Annotated in this window: 14 protein-coding genes; all 14 read left to right on the top strand. The window is 63.9% G+C overall.

Annotated elements, in window-relative coordinates; translation table 11 throughout:
* Positions 1–237: 237 nt before the first annotated feature.
* On the top strand, positions 238–1,899 hold the full coding sequence (locus tag HX851_RS38430) for a response regulator (protein WP_177062602.1): 1,662 nt from the start codon (positions 238–240) through the stop codon (positions 1,897–1,899).
* A 55-nt stretch (positions 1,900–1,954) separates the two neighbouring features.
* Positions 1,955–3,916 (top strand): methyl-accepting chemotaxis protein, encoded by a 1,962-nt coding sequence (locus HX851_RS38425; protein ID WP_177064600.1) that lies wholly within the window; start codon positions 1,955–1,957, stop codon positions 3,914–3,916.
* A 61-nt stretch (positions 3,917–3,977) separates the two neighbouring features.
* Positions 3,978–5,744, top strand: coding sequence for a protein-disulfide reductase DsbD (locus HX851_RS38420; RefSeq protein WP_177064639.1), 1,767 nt, complete (start codon positions 3,978–3,980; stop codon positions 5,742–5,744).
* A 132-nt stretch (positions 5,745–5,876) separates the two neighbouring features.
* A complete protein-coding gene (gene aroQ, locus HX851_RS38415; protein ID WP_177062607.1) occupies positions 5,877–6,329 on the top strand; it encodes a type II 3-dehydroquinate dehydratase in 453 nt (150 codons plus the stop codon).
* Positions 6,330–6,377: 48 nt separating this feature from the next.
* Positions 6,378–6,842, top strand: coding sequence for an acetyl-CoA carboxylase biotin carboxyl carrier protein (gene accB / locus HX851_RS38410; RefSeq protein ID WP_017125631.1), 465 nt, complete (start codon positions 6,378–6,380; stop codon positions 6,840–6,842).
* A gap of 17 nt (positions 6,843–6,859) precedes the next feature.
* Positions 6,860–8,218 (top strand): acetyl-CoA carboxylase biotin carboxylase subunit, encoded by a 1,359-nt coding sequence (gene accC, locus HX851_RS38405; RefSeq protein ID WP_177062609.1) that lies wholly within the window; start codon positions 6,860–6,862, stop codon positions 8,216–8,218.
* A gap of 299 nt (positions 8,219–8,517) precedes the next feature.
* A complete protein-coding gene (prmA, locus tag HX851_RS38400; protein WP_177064598.1) occupies positions 8,518–9,396 on the top strand; it encodes a 50S ribosomal protein L11 methyltransferase in 879 nt (292 codons plus the stop codon).
* A gap of 30 nt (positions 9,397–9,426) precedes the next feature.
* Complete coding sequence (locus tag HX851_RS38395; protein WP_177062613.1) at positions 9,427–10,752, top strand: DUF3426 domain-containing protein; 1,326 nt, start codon at positions 9,427–9,429, stop codon at positions 10,750–10,752.
* 176 nt (positions 10,753–10,928) lie between these two features.
* Positions 10,929–11,942 carry a tRNA dihydrouridine synthase DusB gene (dusB, locus tag HX851_RS38390; RefSeq protein ID WP_017125635.1) on the top strand — a complete coding sequence of 338 codons (1,014 nt, stop codon included), beginning with the start codon at positions 10,929–10,931 and terminating at the stop codon, positions 11,940–11,942.
* On the top strand, positions 11,939–12,259 hold the full coding sequence (gene fis, locus HX851_RS38385) for a DNA-binding transcriptional regulator Fis (RefSeq protein WP_003186237.1): 321 nt from the start codon (positions 11,939–11,941) through the stop codon (positions 12,257–12,259). Before dusB ends, fis begins: the two co-directional genes overlap by 4 nt.
* An 82-nt stretch (positions 12,260–12,341) precedes the next feature.
* Positions 12,342–13,949, top strand: a complete 1,608-nt coding sequence (purH, locus tag HX851_RS38380) for a bifunctional phosphoribosylaminoimidazolecarboxamide formyltransferase/IMP cyclohydrolase (RefSeq protein ID WP_177064597.1) — start codon at positions 12,342–12,344, stop codon at positions 13,947–13,949.
* Between the two features lie 187 nt (positions 13,950–14,136).
* Positions 14,137–15,432, top strand: coding sequence for a phosphoribosylamine--glycine ligase (gene purD / locus HX851_RS38375; RefSeq protein WP_177064595.1), 1,296 nt, complete (start codon positions 14,137–14,139; stop codon positions 15,430–15,432).
* Between the two features lie 100 nt (positions 15,433–15,532).
* Positions 15,533–18,313 (top strand): hybrid sensor histidine kinase/response regulator, encoded by a 2,781-nt coding sequence (locus HX851_RS38370; protein WP_177064593.1) that lies wholly within the window; start codon positions 15,533–15,535, stop codon positions 18,311–18,313.
* A 61-nt stretch (positions 18,314–18,374) separates the two neighbouring features.
* Entirely contained in the window at positions 18,375–18,971 is a 597-nt protein-coding gene (tspR, locus tag HX851_RS38365; RefSeq protein WP_017125639.1) for a MarC family protein, read from the top strand.
* The last annotated feature ends 1 nt before the right edge of the window (position 18,972 follow it).

Here is an 18,972-nt window from a genome sequence, read left to right as displayed (position 1 = left end):
AAAACCAGACACGGCAGCGTTGCCATCCGTCGGGCAACTATAAATCAAGCCGCCCCGGGACGCTTCACACAAGCGCCATCCAATTGGCGATGCCCGCCACACAAGGCCTGCGGGGCGACCGATCGGTCACCAAATGAATCGGATAAATTGACACGTGGCACGTGTATTGACAGAAAGAGGTGCTAGCATAGAGCCACCAGTTATTCCTCCGTCGTTCGTCTAACCAGTAGTCAGGATATGACCGAGCCAGAAGACCCCAGTCGCGAGCGCCTCAAGCATCACTTTGCCCAGCGGGTCATTCATCAGGCACGTCAGATTCTGGAGATATGGCAACGTCTGCAGCGCAGCGAGTGGTCGAGCAGCGACATGTCCGAACTCAGCGAAGCGAACCTGCGCCTGCTGCGTTTCGCCGAACGTTTCGAGCAACCGGAACATACCCAGTTGGCCCATGGCATCAGCCGCTCGCTGGAAGCGGTGGACGCCAACCGCGGCCGCCTGAGCAGCGGCCTGATCACCGAACTCAATCGCCTGATGCAACGCCTGTCGCGCACCGGTCTGCGCCACGGCGACCAGCTCGACCAGACCTTCCTGCCGCCGCTGCGCAAACCGGTCTATGTGATGCTGCAGGACCACGAGCGCGCCGAGCGACTGGCCAAGCAACTGGAGTTCTTCGGCCTCAGCGCCCAGTCGCTGGACAGTGTCGCCGCATTCCGTTCGTCCATGGCCGAGCGCCTGCCGGCGGCGATCGTCATGGACGTCGACTTCAGCGGCAACGGCATGGGCCTGCACCTGGCGGCCGAAGCCCAGCTCGGCCTCGAACAGAAACTGCCGCTGCTGTTTTTCAGCCTGCACGAAACCGATACGCCGACCCGCCTGGCCGCCGTGCGCGCCGGGGGCCAGGAGTTCCTCACCGGGACCCTGGAGGCCTCCAGCCTGCTGGAGAAAATCGAAGTCCTGACCTGCGTTGCCCAATATGACCCCTACAAGGTCCTGGTCATCGATGACTCGCGGGCCCAGGCGCTGCACACCGAGCGCCTGCTCAATAGCGCCGGGATCGTCACCCGCACGTTGATCGATCCGATCCAGGCCATGGCCGAACTGGCGGATTTCCAGCCCGACCTGATCATCCTCGACATGTACATGCCGGCCTGTACCGGTACCGAGCTGGCCAAGGTGATCCGCCACAACGACCGTTATGTCAGCGTGCCGATCATCTACCTGTCCGCCGAGGACGACCTGGACAAGCAACTCGACGCCATGAGCGAAGGCGGCGACGACTTCCTGACCAAGCCGATCAAGCCGCGCCACCTGATCACCACCGTGCGCAACCGCGCGGCACGGGCGCGCAACCTCAAGGCGCGGATGGTCCGCGACAGCCTGACCGGCCTGTACAACCACACCCATATCCTGCAACTGCTCGAAGACTGCAGCTTCCGCGCCCGTCGCGAATGCAAGCCGCTGAGTTTCGCCATGCTCGATATCGACCACTTCAAGCGGGTCAACGACAGCCACGGCCACCCCATGGGCGACCGGGTGATCAAGAGCCTGGCGCTGTTTCTCAAGCAGCGCCTGCGCAAGACCGACTTTATCGGCCGTTATGGCGGCGAAGAGTTCGCCATCGTCATGCCCGACACCGACCTGGAGTCGGCCTACAAGGTGCTGGATGAGATTCGCCAGCGCTTCGCCGAAATCCATTACCCGGCGCAACCGCAGGACCTGTGGTGCACCTTCAGCGCCGGGGTGGTCGAACTGCATGAAGACAGCGACAGCCTGATGATGGCGACCCAGGCCGACGAGGCGCTCTACCGCGCCAAGCATGCCGGGCGCAACCGCGTGCAGGTCGCACGGCAAAGTGCCAGCTTTTCATCGGATTCGACCGACTCCGTCATGACACTGTAACCAAACAGCAATAACTTCAGGCACTTACCACTACTTGTCGTGGATAGAATCCTGAATGCGCCTGAAGCTGCTGACCAATCTCAACACCCTGTTGCTCGTTGCCGTGTGCCTGGCACTCGGCGCTACGCTCTGGTGGTCGCAACAGGCGCTGGAACGTCCCTATCAGTTGATGGAGCGCTACCTCGGCCTGTCGCAGCAGTTCCAGAACCAGGCGGCGCGCAATATCGAGGACTACCTGGGCAGCGGCGACGCCTTGCGCCTGAGCAGTGCGAGCCAGGCCATCGAAGCGATCGAACAGGAACTCGCCGCCCTGCCGCCGTCGATGACCGCAACCCTGCACCCCAGCCTCGCCGCCCTGAACGACTTCAGCAAGACCGACCTGCTGGCCGCCGGCAAGCTGGCCGGTGATCCGCAAGCCCTGCTGCTGCAAGCCGAGCGCGAACTGGGGGGCAACCTCGAACAACTGACCCAGTACGCTACCGGCGCCAAAAGTCCCGAGGCCGCGGCCTACCTGCCACCGCTGCTGGCGGCGTCCTCGCACCTGGCCAAGCTCTCGTTGGCCCGGGACAAACTGGTCAGCAGCGGCCGCAGCGAGCTGGCCGCCGATGTCGAGCGCGAACTGGCCAGTATCAGCACCCAGGCCGGACAGCTGGAAGCCCTGCCCCTGCTGGGCGTGACCTCGAGCAGCGAATCCAACACCGACGACTTCAGCGCCATGATGGGCCTGGAGAGCAGCGAGAAAACCGTCGCCACCGACACCGGCGTCGACCTCAAGCGCGAGCTGCACAGCCTGCTGACCCGCTATCCGGCCGAACTGACCCGCACCCGCGAACAGATCCAGCGCCGGGCCGACCTGGCCACCGCGACCCACCTGAAGATCAGCGCCGTGCAACAGGCCATCGCCGCACTGGAGCCGGTGGTGCGTGCCCAGCACGGCAAGATCCAGGGCGAAGTGCGGCTGATGCAGGGCGTGATGATCGGCCTGATCCTGCTGATCGCCCTGTTGATCGATACCCTGCAGCGCAAGCTGGCACGGGTGCTGACCAACCTCGCCCCGGCCCTGTCGACCTGGGCCGAGGGCGATTTCAGCCGGGATATCCAGTTGGGCAAGACCAACCGCGAACTGCACGATATCGAAGCCTCGCTGAACCGCCTGCGCGCCTACCTGGTGGATCTGGTGGGGACCATTCGCCAGAACGCCGAGCAGGTCGCCGGCAGCAGCCGCGCCCTGGCCGAACTGAGCAGCGGCCTGCATAGCGGGGCCGAGCGCCAGGCCGGCGATACCGCACAGATTCGCGACTCTCTGGGCGAACTGGAAGCGACCATCCAGCAGGTGGCCGGCGATGCCAGCCAGGCCGCGGATGCCAGCCGCAGCGCCGGCGCGGCGGTGGAGCACGGGCAGAAGGTCATCGGCCTGAGCCTGGCCGGCCTGCACTCGCTGGTGGGCGAAGTGCAAGGCAACGCACAGATGATCGAACACCTGGCCGAGGAGTCCGCGACCATCGGTGGCGTGCTGACGGTGATCCGCTCGATTGCCGACCAGACCAACCTGCTGGCGCTCAACGCCGCCATCGAAGCCGCGCGCGCCGGGGAAATGGGGCGCGGCTTCGCGGTGGTCGCCGAAGAAGTCCGTACCCTGGCCCAGCGCACCGCCGGCGCCACCGGGGAAATCCAGACCCTGATCGCCGGCTTGCAGAGCGCCGCCCGCCAGTCGGTGGAAGGCATGCGCGCGCAGGTCGAGCACGCCGAGGCGACCGCCGACCAGGCCCAGGCCGCCGATGGCGCGCTGGATGAAATCGTCGGCGCGATCCAGACCATTTCCGATACCGCGGTGCGCATCGCCGACGTCACCTCGCAGCAGAGTGGCGCGGTCAGTGAAATCCGCGACCACAGCGAACGCATCCACCAGCTGGGCGGCGACAACCTACTGCGCATCGGCGAGGGCCGCAGCCAGGGTGAGCGCCTGCTGGAACTGGGCACGGAGTTGCATACGGCGGTGCAAGCCTTCCGCGTTTAATCCCCTCGCGGCGGCGGCGCACTTGGTTATCATGCGTGTTCTTCCGATTCGCGAGATCGCCATGCGCCGCCTGTTCTGCCTGATGCTCCTGCTGTGCGCTTTCCCGGCCTTCAGCGCCAGCCTGCTCGACGGCCGTCCCAGCTCGACCCTGGGCGCCGTCAACAACAGCAAGGACTTCCTGCCCGTACATGAAGCCTTCCAGCTGAGCCTGGTCAGCAGCACGCCGCAAGCGATCACCCTGCGTTTCGTCCCCACCGAAGGGTATTACCTGTACCGCCACCGCTTCCAGTTCCGCCCCGAGCCGGCGGATATCCAGCTGGGCGCCGCACAATTGCCCGCTGGAGAGCAGAAACACGACGAGTACTTCGGCGATGTCGAGGTCTATCACGGCATTCTCGATGTCACCCTGCCCCGCTCCGCCGGCGACACTCGCGCCTTTACCCTCGCGGTGACCTACCAGGGCTGCGCCGACAAGGGCCTGTGCTACCCGCCGGAAACCGAACGCCTGCGCATCGACGGCAGCACCGCGCCTTCCGCTGCGGCCCCCGCCGCGGGCAAGACATCCTGGAGCTGGAGCGCACTGGCGCTGTTCTTCCTCGGCGGCCTGGCACTGACCTTCACCCCCTGCGTCCTGCCAATGCTGCCGATCATTTCCGGCTTCGTGCTGCACGGTCGCGTCAGCGGTGTGCGCGGTTTCAAGCTGTCGCTGGCCTATGTGCTGGCGATGGCCGCCTGCTTCGCCCTGCTGGGCGCGCTGATGGGCCTGTTCGGCGCCCAACTGAACCTGCAGGCACGCCTGCAATCGGCCTGGGTGCTGGTGCCCTTTGCCGGTTTCTTCGTGGTGTTCGCCCTGGCGATGTTCGGCCTGTTCGAGTTGCAACTGCCCCAGGCCATCAGCGGCCGCCTGAACCGGCTGGCCAGCGGCACCCAGGGCGGCTCGCTGTGGGGAGCGGCGGTGCTCGGCGTGGTCTCCAGCCTGCTGGTTTCGCCCTGTGTTTCCGCGCCCCTGGCCGGCGCCCTGCTGTATATCAGCGCCAGTGGCGACGCCCTCGGCGGCGCCTTGAAACTCTTCGCCCTGGGCCTGGGCATGGGCACGCCACTGCTGCTGGTCGCTACCGGCGGCGCGGCCTGGCTGCCGAAAAGCGGGCCGTGGCTGGTCACGGTGAAGAACGCCATCGGCGTGCTGTTGCTCGGGGTCGCACTGTTCCTGCTCAGCCGCGTCCTGCCCGGCCCGATCACCCTGTTGTTGGGTGGTTTGCTCGCCGCGGGTGTCGCGCTTTTTCTCGGCGCCCTGGAGTTCGTCGAGAAAACCGCCAGGCAGCGCCTCGCGCAACTGTTCGGCCTGTTCCTGCTGGCCTACGCCCTGAGTTGCTGGTACGGCGCCTTCAGCGGCCAGAGCAACCCGTTCCAGCCCATCGGCCGGACACCGCCTGCCACCGGCATGTCGCCAACCACCAGCAGCCAATGGCAGACCATCAGCACCCCGGCTGAACTCGACAGCGTCCTGGCCGCGGCCAAAAGCGCCGGCCAGCCACTGCTGCTGGACTGGTACGCCGACTGGTGCATCAGTTGCAAAGTCATCGAACATGAAGTGCTTAACGAGGCGAACGTCCTCGAAAAGCTGCAAGACTACCGGCTGGTGCGTTTCGATATCACCGCCAGCAACGCCGAACAACGCGCCCTGCTCGACCGCTACCAGCTGTTCGGGCCGCCGGCGCTGATGTTTTTTGGCAGAGACGGCAGCGAAAGGACCGAGGCCAGGGTCATTGGCGAGATCAATGCGCGGGACTTCGTCGAACGTGTCGCGAAAGCGAATGACCATTTTTAACAAATGAGTCACAAACTTCGCGCAAACATCGGACATCGTGCTGGCTATTGCAGTTAACTGGACAGTCATCCGGGCTTTGCGGCATAGTCGGCGCGCACTGACAACTGCGCACGGATAACAAGGAAACAATCGATGGCGACCCTACTGGTCCTGCACGGACCCAACCTGAACCTGCTGGGCACCCGCGAGCCTGGCGTCTACGGCGCGGTCACACTGCCCGAGATCAACCAGGATCTGGAACGTCGGGCCCGGGAGGCCGGGCACCATCTCATGTATCTGCAGAGCAACGCCGAGTACGAATTGATCGACCGGATCCACGCCGCGCGCAGCGAAGGCGTGGACTTCATCCTGATCAATCCAGCAGCTTTTACACATACAAGCGTCGCATTACGTGACGCGCTGCTGGCGGTGAGCATCCCATTCATCGAAGTGCATTTGTCGAACGTGCATAAACGCGAACCTTTCCGCCATCACTCCTACTTCTCGGATGTTGCGGTAGGTGTGATCTGCGGCCTTGGCGCCAGCGGTTACCGACTGGCCCTGGAGGCCGCCCTGGAACAGCTTGAAAGAACGGCAACAGCTTGAACGACAAGCGATAAACGCCCCTGACCGACCCTTGGGAGTTGATGATTCATGGATATCCGTAAAGTTAAGAAATTGATCGAATTGCTGGAAGAGTCCGGTATCGACGAACTCGAGATCAAGGAAGGCGAAGAGTCCGTACGCATCAGCCGCCACAGCAAGACCCCGGCGCAGCAGTACTACGCTCCGATGCCTGCCCAGGCTCCAGCTCCAGTCGCCGCCCCGGCTGCTCCGGTTGCCGCTGCCGCCGCGCCTGAAGCCGCTGGCGCACCGAAGCTGAACGGCTTCGTGGTCAAGTCGCCGATGGTCGGTACTTTCTACCGCACCCCGGCCCCTACTTCGCCAGCGTTCGTCGAAGTCGGCCAGACCGTCAAGAAAGGCGACACCATCTGCATCGTCGAAGCGATGAAGATGATGAACCACATCCAGGCCGAAGCCAGCGGTGTGATCGAATCCATTCTGGTAGAAAACGGTCAGCCGGTTGAGTATGACCAGCCGCTGTTCACCATCGTTTGAACCGCGGAGCGCCTTCGATGTTGAAACCTGCGAAGCTGGAAAAAGTCCTGATCGCCAACCGCGGCGAGATCGCCCTGCGTATCCTGCGCGCCTGTAAGGAAGAGGGCATCAAGACCGTCGCTGTTTACTCGACGGCCGATACGGAACTGATGCACGTGAAACTGGCGGACGAAAGCATCTGCATCGGCCCGCCCCTGGCTACCCGCTCGTACCTGAATATCCCGAACATCATCGCGGCCGCCGAAGTCACCGGCGCCACGGCGATTCACCCGGGCTACGGCTTCCTCGCGGAAAACGCCGATTTCGCCGAACAGGTCGAGAAATCCGGTTTTGCCTTCATCGGCCCGAAAGCCGACACCATTCGCCTGATGGGCGACAAGGTATCGGCCAAGTCGGCCATGATCGCCGCCGGCGTACCGACCGTTCCCGGTTCCGACGGCCCGCTGCCTGAAGACCCGGAAACCGCCCTGCGCATCGGTCGCGAAGTCGGCTACCCGGTGATCATCAAAGCCGCTGGCGGCGGCGGTGGTCGCGGCATGCGCGTGGTGCACAGCGAAGACGAGCTGATCGAAGCGGCCAAGCAGACCCGCGAAGAAGCCGGTGCCTGGTTCAGCAACCCGATGGTCTACCTGGAAAAGTTCCTGACCAACCCACGTCACGTGGAAGTCCAGGTGCTCTCCGATGGCCAGGGCCATGCGATCCACCTCGGTGACCGCGACTGCTCGCTGCAACGTCGTCACCAGAAAGTCCTGGAAGAAGCCCCGGCACCGGGCATCGACGAGCAAGCGCGGGCAGAAGTCCTGGCGCGCTGCGTCAAGGCCTGTATCGACATCGGCTACCGTGGTGCCGGTACTTTCGAGTTCCTGTACGAGAACGGCCGTTTCTACTTCATCGAGATGAACACTCGCGTACAGGTAGAGCATCCGGTATCGGAAATGGTCACCGGCATCGATATCGTCAAGGAGATGCTGAGCATCGCCGCTGGCAATCCGCTGTCGTACACCCAGGACGACGTGAAGATCCACGGCCACGCGCTGGAATGCCGGATCAACGCCGAAGACCCGAAGACCTTCATCCCGAGCCCTGGCCTGGTCAAGCATTTCCATGCCCCGGGCGGCAACGGCGTGCGGGTCGACTCGCACCTGTACAGCGGCTACAAGGTTCCGTCGAACTATGACTCCCTGATCGGCAAGCTGATCACCTGGGGCGCCACTCGCGACGAAGCCATGGCGCGCATGCGCAATGCCCTGGACGAAGTCGTCGTGGACGGGATCAAGACCAATATCCCGCTGCACCGCGACCTGGTTCGCGACGCCGGGTTCTGCGAAGGTGGTGTGAACATTCACTACCTGGAACACAAGCTCGCTCACCAGTGAGCCAGTGATCCAACACAAGGCCGCTTTCGAGCGGCCTTGTGGCGAGCGGGCTTGCCCGCGCTCGGCTGCGAAGCAGTCGTAAAACCGACTCACTCGGTCCACCTGGTGCACCGAATTCGCTGGTTTCAGGGGCGCTTCGCGCCCCAGCGCGGGCAAGCCCGCTCGCCATAACCCCCTCTTCTCCACCCGTAATGCCGATGACCGGGATGACGGTCGTCTTCTGCCTCCCGCTCGCGTAAACTGGCGCGCTTCTCGCAACCGAACCGGTTGCACATTCACTTTTTTCACAGGTGCCCGCCATGCCTTGGCTGCAAGTACGCCTCGCCATCAGCCCGGAACAAGCCGAAACCTACGAAGACGCTTTCCTTGAAGTCGGCGCTGTTTCGGTAACCTTCATGGATGCCGAAGATCAGCCGATTTTCGAACCCGAACTCAACACCACGCCCCTGTGGTCACACACCCACCTGCTGGCGCTGTTCGAAGGCGGCACCGAGGCGACCAGTGTCCTCGCGCACCTGGAACTGCTGACTGGCTCGCCACTGCCCGAGCACCACAGCGAAGTGATCGAGGACCAGGACTGGGAACGCAGCTGGATGGACAACTTCCAGCCCATGCGCTTCGGCCAGCGCCTGTGGATCGTGCCCAGCTGGCACGCCGCCCCGCAGCCGGACGCGGTCAACCTGTTGCTCGATCCGGGCCTGGCCTTCGGCACCGGCACGCACCCGACCACCGCACTCTGCCTGGAATGGCTCGACGGCCAGGACCTCAAGGACTGCAACGTCCTCGACTTCGGCTGCGGCTCGGGCATCCTGGCCATTGCCGCGCTGTTGCTCGGCGCCCGGGAAGCGGTCGGTACCGATATCGACGTGCAGGCCCTGGAAGCCTCGCGCGACAACGCCGGGCGCAACAACATCGCCGAGGAACTGTTCCCGCTGTATCTGCCGGAACAATTGCCGCAGGTACCGGCCGACGTGCTGGTCGCCAATATCCTCGCCGGCCCGCTGGTTTCCCTGGCCCCGCAACTGTCCACCCTGGTCAGGCCGGGCGGCCGCCTGGCGCTGTCCGGCATCCTCGCCGAACAGGGCGAGGAAGTGGCTGCCGCTTATGCCAAGGACTTCGATCTGGACCCGATTGCCGATCGCGATGGCTGGGTGCGCATCAGTGGTCGTCGGCGCTAGAATGGGCGCTTGGATAAACCGGATCGCCGCATGACCGACAGCTTCGTCACCCAGTGCCCGCATTGCCAAACCAGCTTCCGCGTCAGCCACGCTCAATTGAGCGTGGCGCGCGGGGTGGTTCGTTGCGGCTCCTGCCTGCAGGTGTTCAACGCCGCGCGGCAGTTGCTGGAGCAGCGTGCGGCCCGGGAAAGCGGGACAATCCCGCCGGCGGCACCTGCCGCGACCGCCGCGGTCGCGCCACCCGCGCCCCTGCTGCCAGCCGCACCACCCGCTCCGCCACCACGGGCCATCAGCCAGAAGCAGTGGACGACGCAAGAGCTGGACCTGGACAATCTGGACCTCGACGAAGAGCTGGCCCGCCTGGAACAGCGGGAAATCCAGCCGGCCAAGGCCTTCGGCGAACACAGCGGCAAGGGCGAGTCCTTCAGCGCGCGTCGCGACAGCGATGACGACGAGGCCCAATGGTCAGGCAGCCTGTTCAGCGAACCGGCCAGCGAACATGACGACATCGCCGACGACGAACCACCCACGCCAATCGCCCCGAGCAGGAGCGAGCGCAAGCCGGAGCAGTCCAGGTCCGAGCCATCCAGATCCGAACCGGCCAAGTCGAGCCGCACCGAACCGTCGCTGTCCTTCGATCTCGCCGATCTCGATGACGAACCCCAGGCCCCACGCCTGAAAATCGAAGACGACGAGCTGGAAGACGCCGCGATCCACGAGCCGCTGGACGCCGACGAGCACGACGAAGATGAACCCGCGGCCGGCAACCCGAAGAAAACCACGCGCACGCGCAGCGAGCCCGGCATGCACGACGACGTGCTGCTGGACCTCGAGGACGACCCGATCCATCTCGACTGGCAACGCCGCCGGTCACCCTGGGGCAGGCGCCTGTTGTGGCTGCTGCTGGTGCTCCTGGCCGCGGCGGCACTGGCCGGCCAGTACATTGCCTATCACTTCGACGAACTGGCGCGCCAGGACCAGTACCGGCCGTGGTTCCAGCAACTGTGCCCGGAAATCGGCTGCAAAGTGCCCTCCAAGGTCGATATCGCCCGGATCAAGAGCAGCAACCTGGTGGTGCGCAGCCACCCGGACTTCAACGGTGCACTGGTGGTGGACGCGATCATCTACAATCGAGCGTCGTTCTCCCAGCCCTTCCCGCTGCTGGAGTTGCGCTTCGCCGATCTCAACGGTCACCTGATCGCCAGCCGGCGCTTCAAACCCGGCGAATACCTGGGCGGCGACCTCAGCGGCCAGAGCGAAATGCCACCACAAACCCCGATCCATATTGCCCTGGACATCCTCGATCCAGGCGCCAAGGCCGTGAACTACAGCCTCAGCTTCCACTCGCCCGAGTGATTCAGGGCCCGTCGCGCTGTTCGGCGGTGTTTTTCCGGCAGCAACCAAACTGCTGGCGATAACGGAATAACTGTTCAGATTTTATCCAATTTTGCCTTTATCCGGTCATCGAGAGCGGGTATCATGCCAACCCTTTTTCGAACTCTAATGATCCGGCCCCACAACAGGGAAGTCCTATGTCGGCGGTACGCATCGGCCCATACACACTGCAGAACGGCTTGATTCTCGCCCCGATGGCGGGGGTCACCGACCAGCCCTTTCGTCAGCTTTGCCGACGCCTGGGCGCGGGCCTGGTGGTTTCGGAAATGGTAACCAGCGACATGAGCCTGTGGAACAGCCGCAAGTCGCGTCTGCGCATGATCCACGAAGGTGATCCCGAGCCCCGCTCGGTACAGATCGCCGGTGGTGATGCACAGATGCTGGCGGATGCGGCCCGGGCCAACGTCGAGCTGGGGGCACAGATTATCGATATCAACATGGGCTGTCCGGCCAAGAAGGTCTGTAACAAGGCCGCCGGCTCCGCCCTGTTGAAGGATGAAGACCTGGTGAGGGAGATCCTGCATGCCGTCGTGGCGGCAGTCGATGTCCCGGTCACCTTGAAGATACGGACCGGCTGGGACCGGGCGAACAAGAACGGCCTGACGGTGGCGAAGATCGCCGAGCAGGCGGGCATTACCGCCCTGGCGGTGCACGGACGGACCCGTGCCGACCTGTACACCGGCGAAGCCGAGTACGACACCATTGCCGCGATCAAGCAGGCGGTGTCGATCCCGGTCTTCGCCAACGGCGATATCGATTCGGCTGAAAAAGCCCGGTACGTGCTGCAAGCGACCGGTGCCGACGGCCTGTTGATCGGCCGTGCCGCCCAGGGGCGGCCATGGATTTTTCGTGAGATCGAGCATTTTCTGCGTACCGGCGAAACCCTCCCGGCACCGGAGCTGTTCGAAGTGGAACGCATTCTGCTAGAGCATCTGGCCGCGCTGCATGCCTTCTATGGGGAGGTCATGGGCGTCCGCATTGCCCGCAAGCATGTCGGCTGGTATCTCGCAACCTTGCCGGGCGCCAGGGAGTTTCGCGCCCACTTCAATCGTTTGGAAGATACGGAAGCACAGTGCGCCAACGTTCGTGAGTTCTTTGCCGAACGTTACAAGAGCCTGGTGACAGGGGACGGAGAGGGGGTGGCCGCATGACGATGATGACCGAGACTTTAGTGAGTGGAACAACGCCCGTGAGCGACAACGTCAATTTGAAACAGCACCTCAATACGCCGAGCGAAGAAGGCCAGACCCTTCGCGGTAGCGTCGAGAAGGCGCTGCACAATTATTTCGCCCACCTTGAGGGCGCGGCCGTCACGGACGTGTACAACCTGGTGCTCTCCGAAGTCGAGGCTCCCCTGCTCGAAAGCGTGATGAACTACGTCAAGGGCAACCAGACCAAGGCCAGTGAGCTGCTCGGTCTGAACCGCGGCACCCTGCGCAAGAAACTCAAGCAGTACGATTTGCTGTAAGCATTCAATCAAACCAGAAAGGCGCCCGCGTAGAACCGGTCGCCTTTTTTGCTGACTCCCTTGCTTTTTGATGGACATTGAGATGACCGACCAGACTACCCGCCTGCCGATCCGCCGCGCCCTGATCAGCGTTTCCGACAAGACCGGAATCCTCGATTTCGCTCGTGAACTGGAAGCCCTGGGCGTGGAAATCCTCTCCACCGGCGGCACGTTCAAGCTGCTGCGGGACAACGGCGTCGCTGCCGTGGAAGTGGCGGACTACACCGGCTTCGCGGAAATGATGGATGGCCGGGTGAAGACCCTGCACCCGAAAATCCACGGCGGCATCCTCGGCCGTCGCGGCATCGACGATGACATCATGAGCGAGCACGGCATCCGCCCGATCGACCTGGTCGCGGTCAACCTCTACCCGTTCGAAGCCACCATCAGCAAGCCGGGCTGCGACCTGCCGACCGCCATCGAGAACATCGACATCGGCGGGCCGACCATGGTCCGCTCGGCGGCCAAGAACCACAAGGACGTCGCCATCGTGGTCAATGCCGGCGACTACGCCCAGGTCCTGGAAAACCTCAAGGCCGGCGGCCTGACCTACGCCCAGCGTTTCGACCTGATGCTCAAGGCCTTCGAACACACCGCCGCCTACGACGGCATGATCGCCAACTACATGGGCACCGTGAACCAGGCCGCCGAAGTACTGAGCACCGAAGGTCGTAGCGAATTCCCGCGCACTTTCAACAGCCAGTTCATCAAGGCCCAGGAAATGCGCTACGGCGAGAACCCGCACCAGAGCGCGGCGTTCTACGTGGAAGCCAGACCGGCCGAAGTCGGCATTGCCACCGCGACCCAGCTGCAAGGCAAGGAACTGTCGTACAACAACGTGGCCGATACCGACGCCGCGCTGGAATGCGTGAAGAGCTTCGTCAAGCCTGCGTGCGTCATCGTCAAGCACGCCAACCCGTGCGGCGTGGCCGTGAGCCCGGACGCCGAGGGCGGTATCCGCCAGGCCTACGAACTGGCCTACGCCACCGACAGCGAATCGGCCTTCGGCGGCATCATCGCCTTCAACCGCGAACTGGATGCCGAAACCGCCAAGGCCATCGTCGAGCGTCAGTTCGTCGAGGTGATCATCGCCCCGTCCGTCAGTGCAGAAGCCCGCGCCATCGTCGCCGCCAAGGCCAACGTGCGCCTGCTGGCCTGCGGCCAGTGGGATACCAACCGTGCCCCGGCCTGGGACTACAAGCGCGTCAACGGCGGCCTGCTGGTACAGAGCCGCGATATCGGCATGATCGGCAGCGAAGACCTGAAGGTCGTGACCCGGCGCGCACCGACCGAGCAGGAAATCCACGACCTGATCTTCGCCTGGAAGGTCGCCAAGTACGTCAAGTCGAACGCCATCGTCTACGCCAAGAACCGCCAGACCATCGGTGTCGGCGCCGGCCAGATGAGCCGCGTCAACTCCGCCCGCATTGCTGCAATCAAGGCCGAGCATGCTGGCCTGCAGGTACAGGGTTCGGTCATGGCCTCGGACGCGTTCTTCCCGTTCCGCGACGGCCTCGACAACGCGGCCAAGGTCGGTATCACCGCGGTGATCCAACCGGGCGGTTCGATGCGTGACAATGAAGTGATCGCGGCTGCCGATGAAGCCGGTATCGCGATGGTATTCACCGGCATGCGCCACTTCCGTCACTAATACGACGACGGCCGCACTGAAGCCGGCATCTGCTGCGTTGGAGCCAACCTCGATGATGCTCATTGCCAAAAGGCAACTCCGCTCATCGAGGCCGACTCCGCCTTGCATCTACCGACTTCATTGCGACCTCCTACAGCGTCAAGCGCTTTAGGTTTCAATAGAATTCAGCGTCATCGAGGTTTTTGAAATGAATGTTTTGATCATCGGCAGCGGTGGCCGTGAACACGCCCTGGCCTGGAAAGTGGCACAGGACCCGCGCGTCGAGAAAGTCTTCGTCGCCCCGGGCAACGCCGGCACCGCCATCGAAGCCAAGTGCGAGAACGTCGCCATCGACGTCTTGGCCCTTGAGCAGTTGGCCGACTTCGCCGCGAAAAACGTCTCCCTGACCATCGTCGGCCCGGAAGTGCCGCTGGTGGCCGGTGTCGTCGATCTGTTCCGTGCCCGCGGCCTGGACTGCTTCGGCCCGACTGCCGGTGCCGCCCAGCTGGAAGGTTCCAAGGCGTTCACCAAGGACTTCCTGGCCCGCCACAAGATCCCGACCGCCGATTACCAGAACTTCACCGAGATCGAGCCGGCCCTGGCCTATCTGCGTGAGAAAGGCGCGCCGATCGTGATCAAGGCCGATGGCCTGGCCGCCGGCAAAGGCGTGATCGTCGCCATGACCCTGGGCGAAGCCGAAGACGCCGTCCGCGACATGCTCGCCGGCAACGCCTTCGGCGAAGCCGGTTCGCGGGTGGTGATCGAAGAATTCCTCGATGGCGAAGAAGCCAGCTTCATTGTCATGGTCGACGGCAAGAACGTCCTGCCCATGGCCACCAGCCAGGACCACAAGCGCGTCGGCGACGGCGACAGCGGCCCGAACACCGGCGGCATGGGCGCCTACTCCCCGGCCCCGGTGGTCACCGCCGAGGTGCACCAGCGCGTCATGGACCTGGTGATCTGGCCGACCGTGCGCGGCATGGCCGAGGAAGGCAACGTCTACACCGGCTTCCTGTACGCCGGGCTGATGATCGACAAGGCCGGCAATCCGAAAGTCATCGAGTTCAACTGCCGCTTCGGCGATCCGGAAACCCAACCGGTCATGCTGCGCCTGCAATCGAGCCTGGTGCTGCTGGTCGAGGCCGCGCTGGCCCAGGCCCTGGACAAGGTTGAAGCACAGTGGGACCCGCGTCCGAGCCTGGGCATCGTCCTGGCCGCCGGCGGTTACCCGGGCGATTACGCCAAGGGCGCAGCGATCAACGGCCTGGAAGAGGCCGCTGGTCTGGAAGGCAAGGTCTTCCACGCCGGTACCGCGTTGAAGGATGGCCAGGTCGTGACCTCCGGTGGCCGGGTGCTCTGCGCCACGGCGCTGGGCAACAGTGTCGACGCGGCACAACAGCAGGCTTACCGGTTGGCAGCTAAAATCAATTGGGAAGGCTGCTTCTACCGCAGCGATATCGGCTATCGTGCAATTGCACGCGAACGCGCAGAAAGCCAGGAATAAGCTATCCGATCGGATAGGCAAGGGCGTCAAGCCCTTGCCGTATTATTCCCGCCCCGCGCATAGTTATGACTCAGGCATCAACCTACGAAGGGATTTCGCCGTGCGCTGGCTCAGGATTGCCATAAGTTTCACCGTCAGCCTGCTGACCCTGCTTTGCCTCGCATCGGCCGCCCACGCCTCGCAAGGCAGTGGCTGGGCGATATTGTTCGACGATCAGGCCGACCTGCAACTCAGCGATATCCGCTCCTCGCGTTACATCAACCAATTCAGCCCCGTCGAACTCGACCGCCTGACCGCTGCCGAGCCCGATGGCGCACTGTGGCTGCGCTTCCGTCTGCAGCCGGGCAAACACGAACAGTTGCTGCGGGTCTTCGCCCCTGACCTCGCACGCCTGGACCTGTACACCCTCGACGGCGACACGCTGATCGACCAGGTCCGCAGCGGCAATGACCTGTCGAAAGCCGAACGGCCGTTGCCCAGCAGCGATTTCATGCTGCCCCTGACACAAAGCACCAACCCCCTCGATATCTACCTCAGATTGGTTTCGAAGCACGAACTGCGACCGCATATCACCCTCGAATCGGCGGTGACAAGCGCCGCCGACCAGGGCCAGACACTACTTTACGGCCTGCTGTTCGGCTGCCTGTCGATGCTGATCCTGCACAACCTGACCCGCTTCGCCTACACCCGCTCGCGCAGCAGCCTGTGGCTGGCCTCCTGTGAAGCCCTGCTGCTGCTCAGCGCCCTGTTCCTGCTGAACCTGGCCGGGCCGTGGCTGCCCGACTGGCACGGCGCGCAGACGCCCGGCGCTTACCTGGCCCTGTTGCTCACCGCGCCCTGCGGCCTGATGTTCACCTACAGCTTCTTCTCGCCCCTGGGCCCGCACCCGCTGAACAAGCTGTTGCTGGGCGATATCCTGGTGATCTGCCTGGGCGGGCTGTTGTTGCTGTTCGTCGACACCCTGCCGCTGAACGTGATGACCTACGGCCTGGTCGGGCTGGCGAGCCTGAGTATCCTGCTGGTCGCCGCCTATCACTGGCAGAAGGGCTATCGCCCGGCGCGACTGTTCGTCGTCGCGATGGTCATCTTCAATATCGGCACCCTGGTCATCCTGCCCGCCCTCCTGGGCCTGACCCTGGTGCCGCCGCAAGGCCTGATCGTCGCCCTGCTGATCTTCATCTGCATCAGCGGCCTGTTGATGAGCATCGCCCTCGGCGAACGTCGCCGCAGCATCACCGAAGACCAGTTCAGCGTCAGCCGCGACCTGGCCGCGAGCAATGCCGAAATCGCCGCCAAGGCCGAGTTCCTGGCGAAGATCAGCCACGAAATCCGCACCCCGATGAACGGCGTGCTGGGTATGACCGAACTGCTGCTGGGCACCCCGCTGTCGGTCAAACAGCGTGACTACGTGCAGACCATCCACAGCGCCGGCAACGAACTGCTGACGCTGATCAACGAGATTCTCGACATCTCCAAGCTGGAGTCCGGGCAGATCGAGCTCGACGATGTGCAATTCGACCTCAATGCCCTGATCGAAGACTGCCTGAGTATTTTCCGCGCCAAGGCCGAACAGCAGAACGTCGAACTGATCAGTTTTATCCAGCCGCAGGTCCCGCGGGTGATCAGCGGCGACCCGACGCGCCTGCGCCAGGCCCTGCTCAGCCTGCTGGAAAACGCCCTGAAAAAGACCGACGAGGGCGAAATCCTCATCGTTGTCGCCCTCGACGAACGCAGCGGCCAGCCGCGCCTGCGCATTGCGGTGCAGGACAGCGGCATGCCGATGGATGACGAAGAGCGTGACGCCCTGCTCCACGCCGAGTTGCAGAGCAAGAACTTCCTGGCCGCGACCCGCCTGGGCGGCCATCTGGGCCTGGTGATCGCCCGTCAACTGATCCTGCTGATGCACGGCGAGTTCGGCATCAAGAACAGCCCCAACCAGGGCAGTACCCTGTGGCTGACACTGCCGCTGGACCCGCTGCACCTGGAGCACCCGACCTCCGACCTCGACGGCCCGCTCAAGGGTGCCCGGGTCCTGGTGGTCGACGACAACGACACCTGCCGCAAGGTCCTGGTGCAGCAATGCAGCGCCTGGGGCCTGAATGTCAGCGCCGTGCCTTCGGGCAAGGAGGCCCTGGCCCTGTTGCGCACCAAGGCGCACCTGCGTGACTACTTCGACGTGGTCCTGCTCGACCAGAACATGCCTGGCATGACCGGCATGCAACTGGCGGCGAAGATCAAGGAAGACCCGAGCCTCAACCACGACATCCTGCTGATCATGCTCACCGGCATCAGCAACGCGCCGAGCAAGATCATCGCGCGCAACGCCGGGATCAAGCGCATCCTCGCCAAGCCGGTGGCCGGCTACACCCTCAAGACCACCCTGGCGGACGAACTGACCCAACGCAGCAAAGGCCCGGCCGCGGTACCCACCCCGAGCACGCCCGCCGTGGCGCCCGTCACGGTGCCGAGCGATTTCCGCATCCTCGTGGCCGAAGACAACAGCATCTCCACCAAGGTGATTCGTGGCATGCTGGGCAAGCTCAACCTGCAGCCCGACACTGCCAGCAACGGCGAAGAAGCCTTGCGCGCGATGAAAGCCCAGCGCTACGACCTGGTGCTGATGGACTGCGAGATGCCGATCCTCGACGGCTTCTCCGCGACCCAGCAACTGCGGGCCTGGGAAGTCGGCAACCAGCGCGTGCGCACGCCGGTGGTGGCGCTGACCGCGCACATCCTCAGCGAGCACAAGGAGCGGGCCCGCCAGGCCGGCATGGACGGCCATATGGCCAAGCCCGTGGAACTCTCGCAGCTACGCGAGCTGGTGGAACACTGGGTCGCCCAGCGCGACAGCCAGCAAGTCCAGGCACCCACCACCTCCTGAGCCGACAGACCGCGCAGCGCCTGATAGACTGCGTGCGCCCTCCTCCGTTCGAGCTCAAGCCATGCTCCACGTGTTGTTCAGCGTTTACCTGAAGATGCTGGTGCTCTACAGCCCGTTCTTCGTCCTGTCCTGCTTTATCAGCCTGACCCGTGGCTACTCCAGCAAGGAGCGCCGTCGCCTGGCCTGGAAAGTGGCGCTCGCCACCCTGGTCTCCAGCGTGCTGTTGTATCTGTTCGGCAGAGTGATCTTCAGCGTGTTCGGCATCACCGTGGATGCCTTCCGCATTGGCGCGGGGAGCGTGCTGTTCATCTCGGCGCTGGGCATGGCCCAGGGCAAGTCGGCCGTACAGACCGACAACGTGCAGCAGGACGTGACCATCGTCCCGCTGACCATACCGTTGACCGTCGGCCCCGGCACCATCGGCGCCCTGCTGGTCATGGGCGTGAGCCAACCCCATTGGGACGACAAGCTCACCGCGATTGTCAGTATCGCCCTGGCGAGCTTTACCGTCGGCGTGGTGCTGTACCTGTCGAACCGGATCGAACGGATCCTCGGCGACCAGGGCCTGCAGATCGTCAGTCGCCTGATGGGGCTGTTCGTCTGTGCCCTGGCGGCGCAGATCATCTTTACCGGGGTGCGCGGCTATCTGGTGCCGTGAA

This window comes from Pseudomonas gingeri, assembly GCF_013385635.1.
Classification (GTDB): Bacteria; Pseudomonadota; Gammaproteobacteria; order Pseudomonadales; family Pseudomonadaceae; genus Aquipseudomonas; species Aquipseudomonas gingeri_A.
The sequence above is the reverse complement of the archived record's forward strand: the minus strand, read 5'-3'. Positions and strand labels throughout refer to the sequence as shown.

Excerpts from the sequence above, each read along its gene's own strand:
- accB (WP_017125631.1), top strand. The coding sequence starts at position 6,378 with ATGGATATCCGTAAAGTTAAGAAATTGATCGAATTGCTGGAAGAGTCC.
- prmA (WP_177064598.1), top strand. The coding sequence starts at position 8,518 with ATGCCTTGGCTGCAAGTACGCCTCGCCATCAGCCCGGAACAAGCCGAA.
- dusB (WP_017125635.1), top strand. The coding sequence starts at position 10,929 with ATGTCGGCGGTACGCATCGGCCCATACACACTGCAGAACGGCTTGATT.
- HX851_RS38425 (WP_177064600.1), top strand. The coding sequence starts at position 1,955 with ATGCGCCTGAAGCTGCTGACCAATCTCAACACCCTGTTGCTCGTTGCC.
- purD (WP_177064595.1), top strand. The coding sequence starts at position 14,137 with ATGAATGTTTTGATCATCGGCAGCGGTGGCCGTGAACACGCCCTGGCC.
- HX851_RS38395 (WP_177062613.1), top strand. The coding sequence starts at position 9,427 with ATGACCGACAGCTTCGTCACCCAGTGCCCGCATTGCCAAACCAGCTTC.
- tspR (WP_017125639.1), top strand. The coding sequence starts at position 18,375 with ATGCTCCACGTGTTGTTCAGCGTTTACCTGAAGATGCTGGTGCTCTAC.
- HX851_RS38420 (WP_177064639.1), top strand. The coding sequence starts at position 3,978 with ATGCGCCGCCTGTTCTGCCTGATGCTCCTGCTGTGCGCTTTCCCGGCC.
- purH (WP_177064597.1), top strand. The coding sequence starts at position 12,342 with ATGACCGACCAGACTACCCGCCTGCCGATCCGCCGCGCCCTGATCAGC.
- accC (WP_177062609.1), top strand. The coding sequence starts at position 6,860 with ATGTTGAAACCTGCGAAGCTGGAAAAAGTCCTGATCGCCAACCGCGGC.
- aroQ (WP_177062607.1), top strand. The coding sequence starts at position 5,877 with ATGGCGACCCTACTGGTCCTGCACGGACCCAACCTGAACCTGCTGGGC.
- fis (WP_003186237.1), top strand. The coding sequence starts at position 11,939 with ATGACGATGATGACCGAGACTTTAGTGAGTGGAACAACGCCCGTGAGC.
- HX851_RS38430 (WP_177062602.1), top strand. The coding sequence starts at position 238 with ATGACCGAGCCAGAAGACCCCAGTCGCGAGCGCCTCAAGCATCACTTT.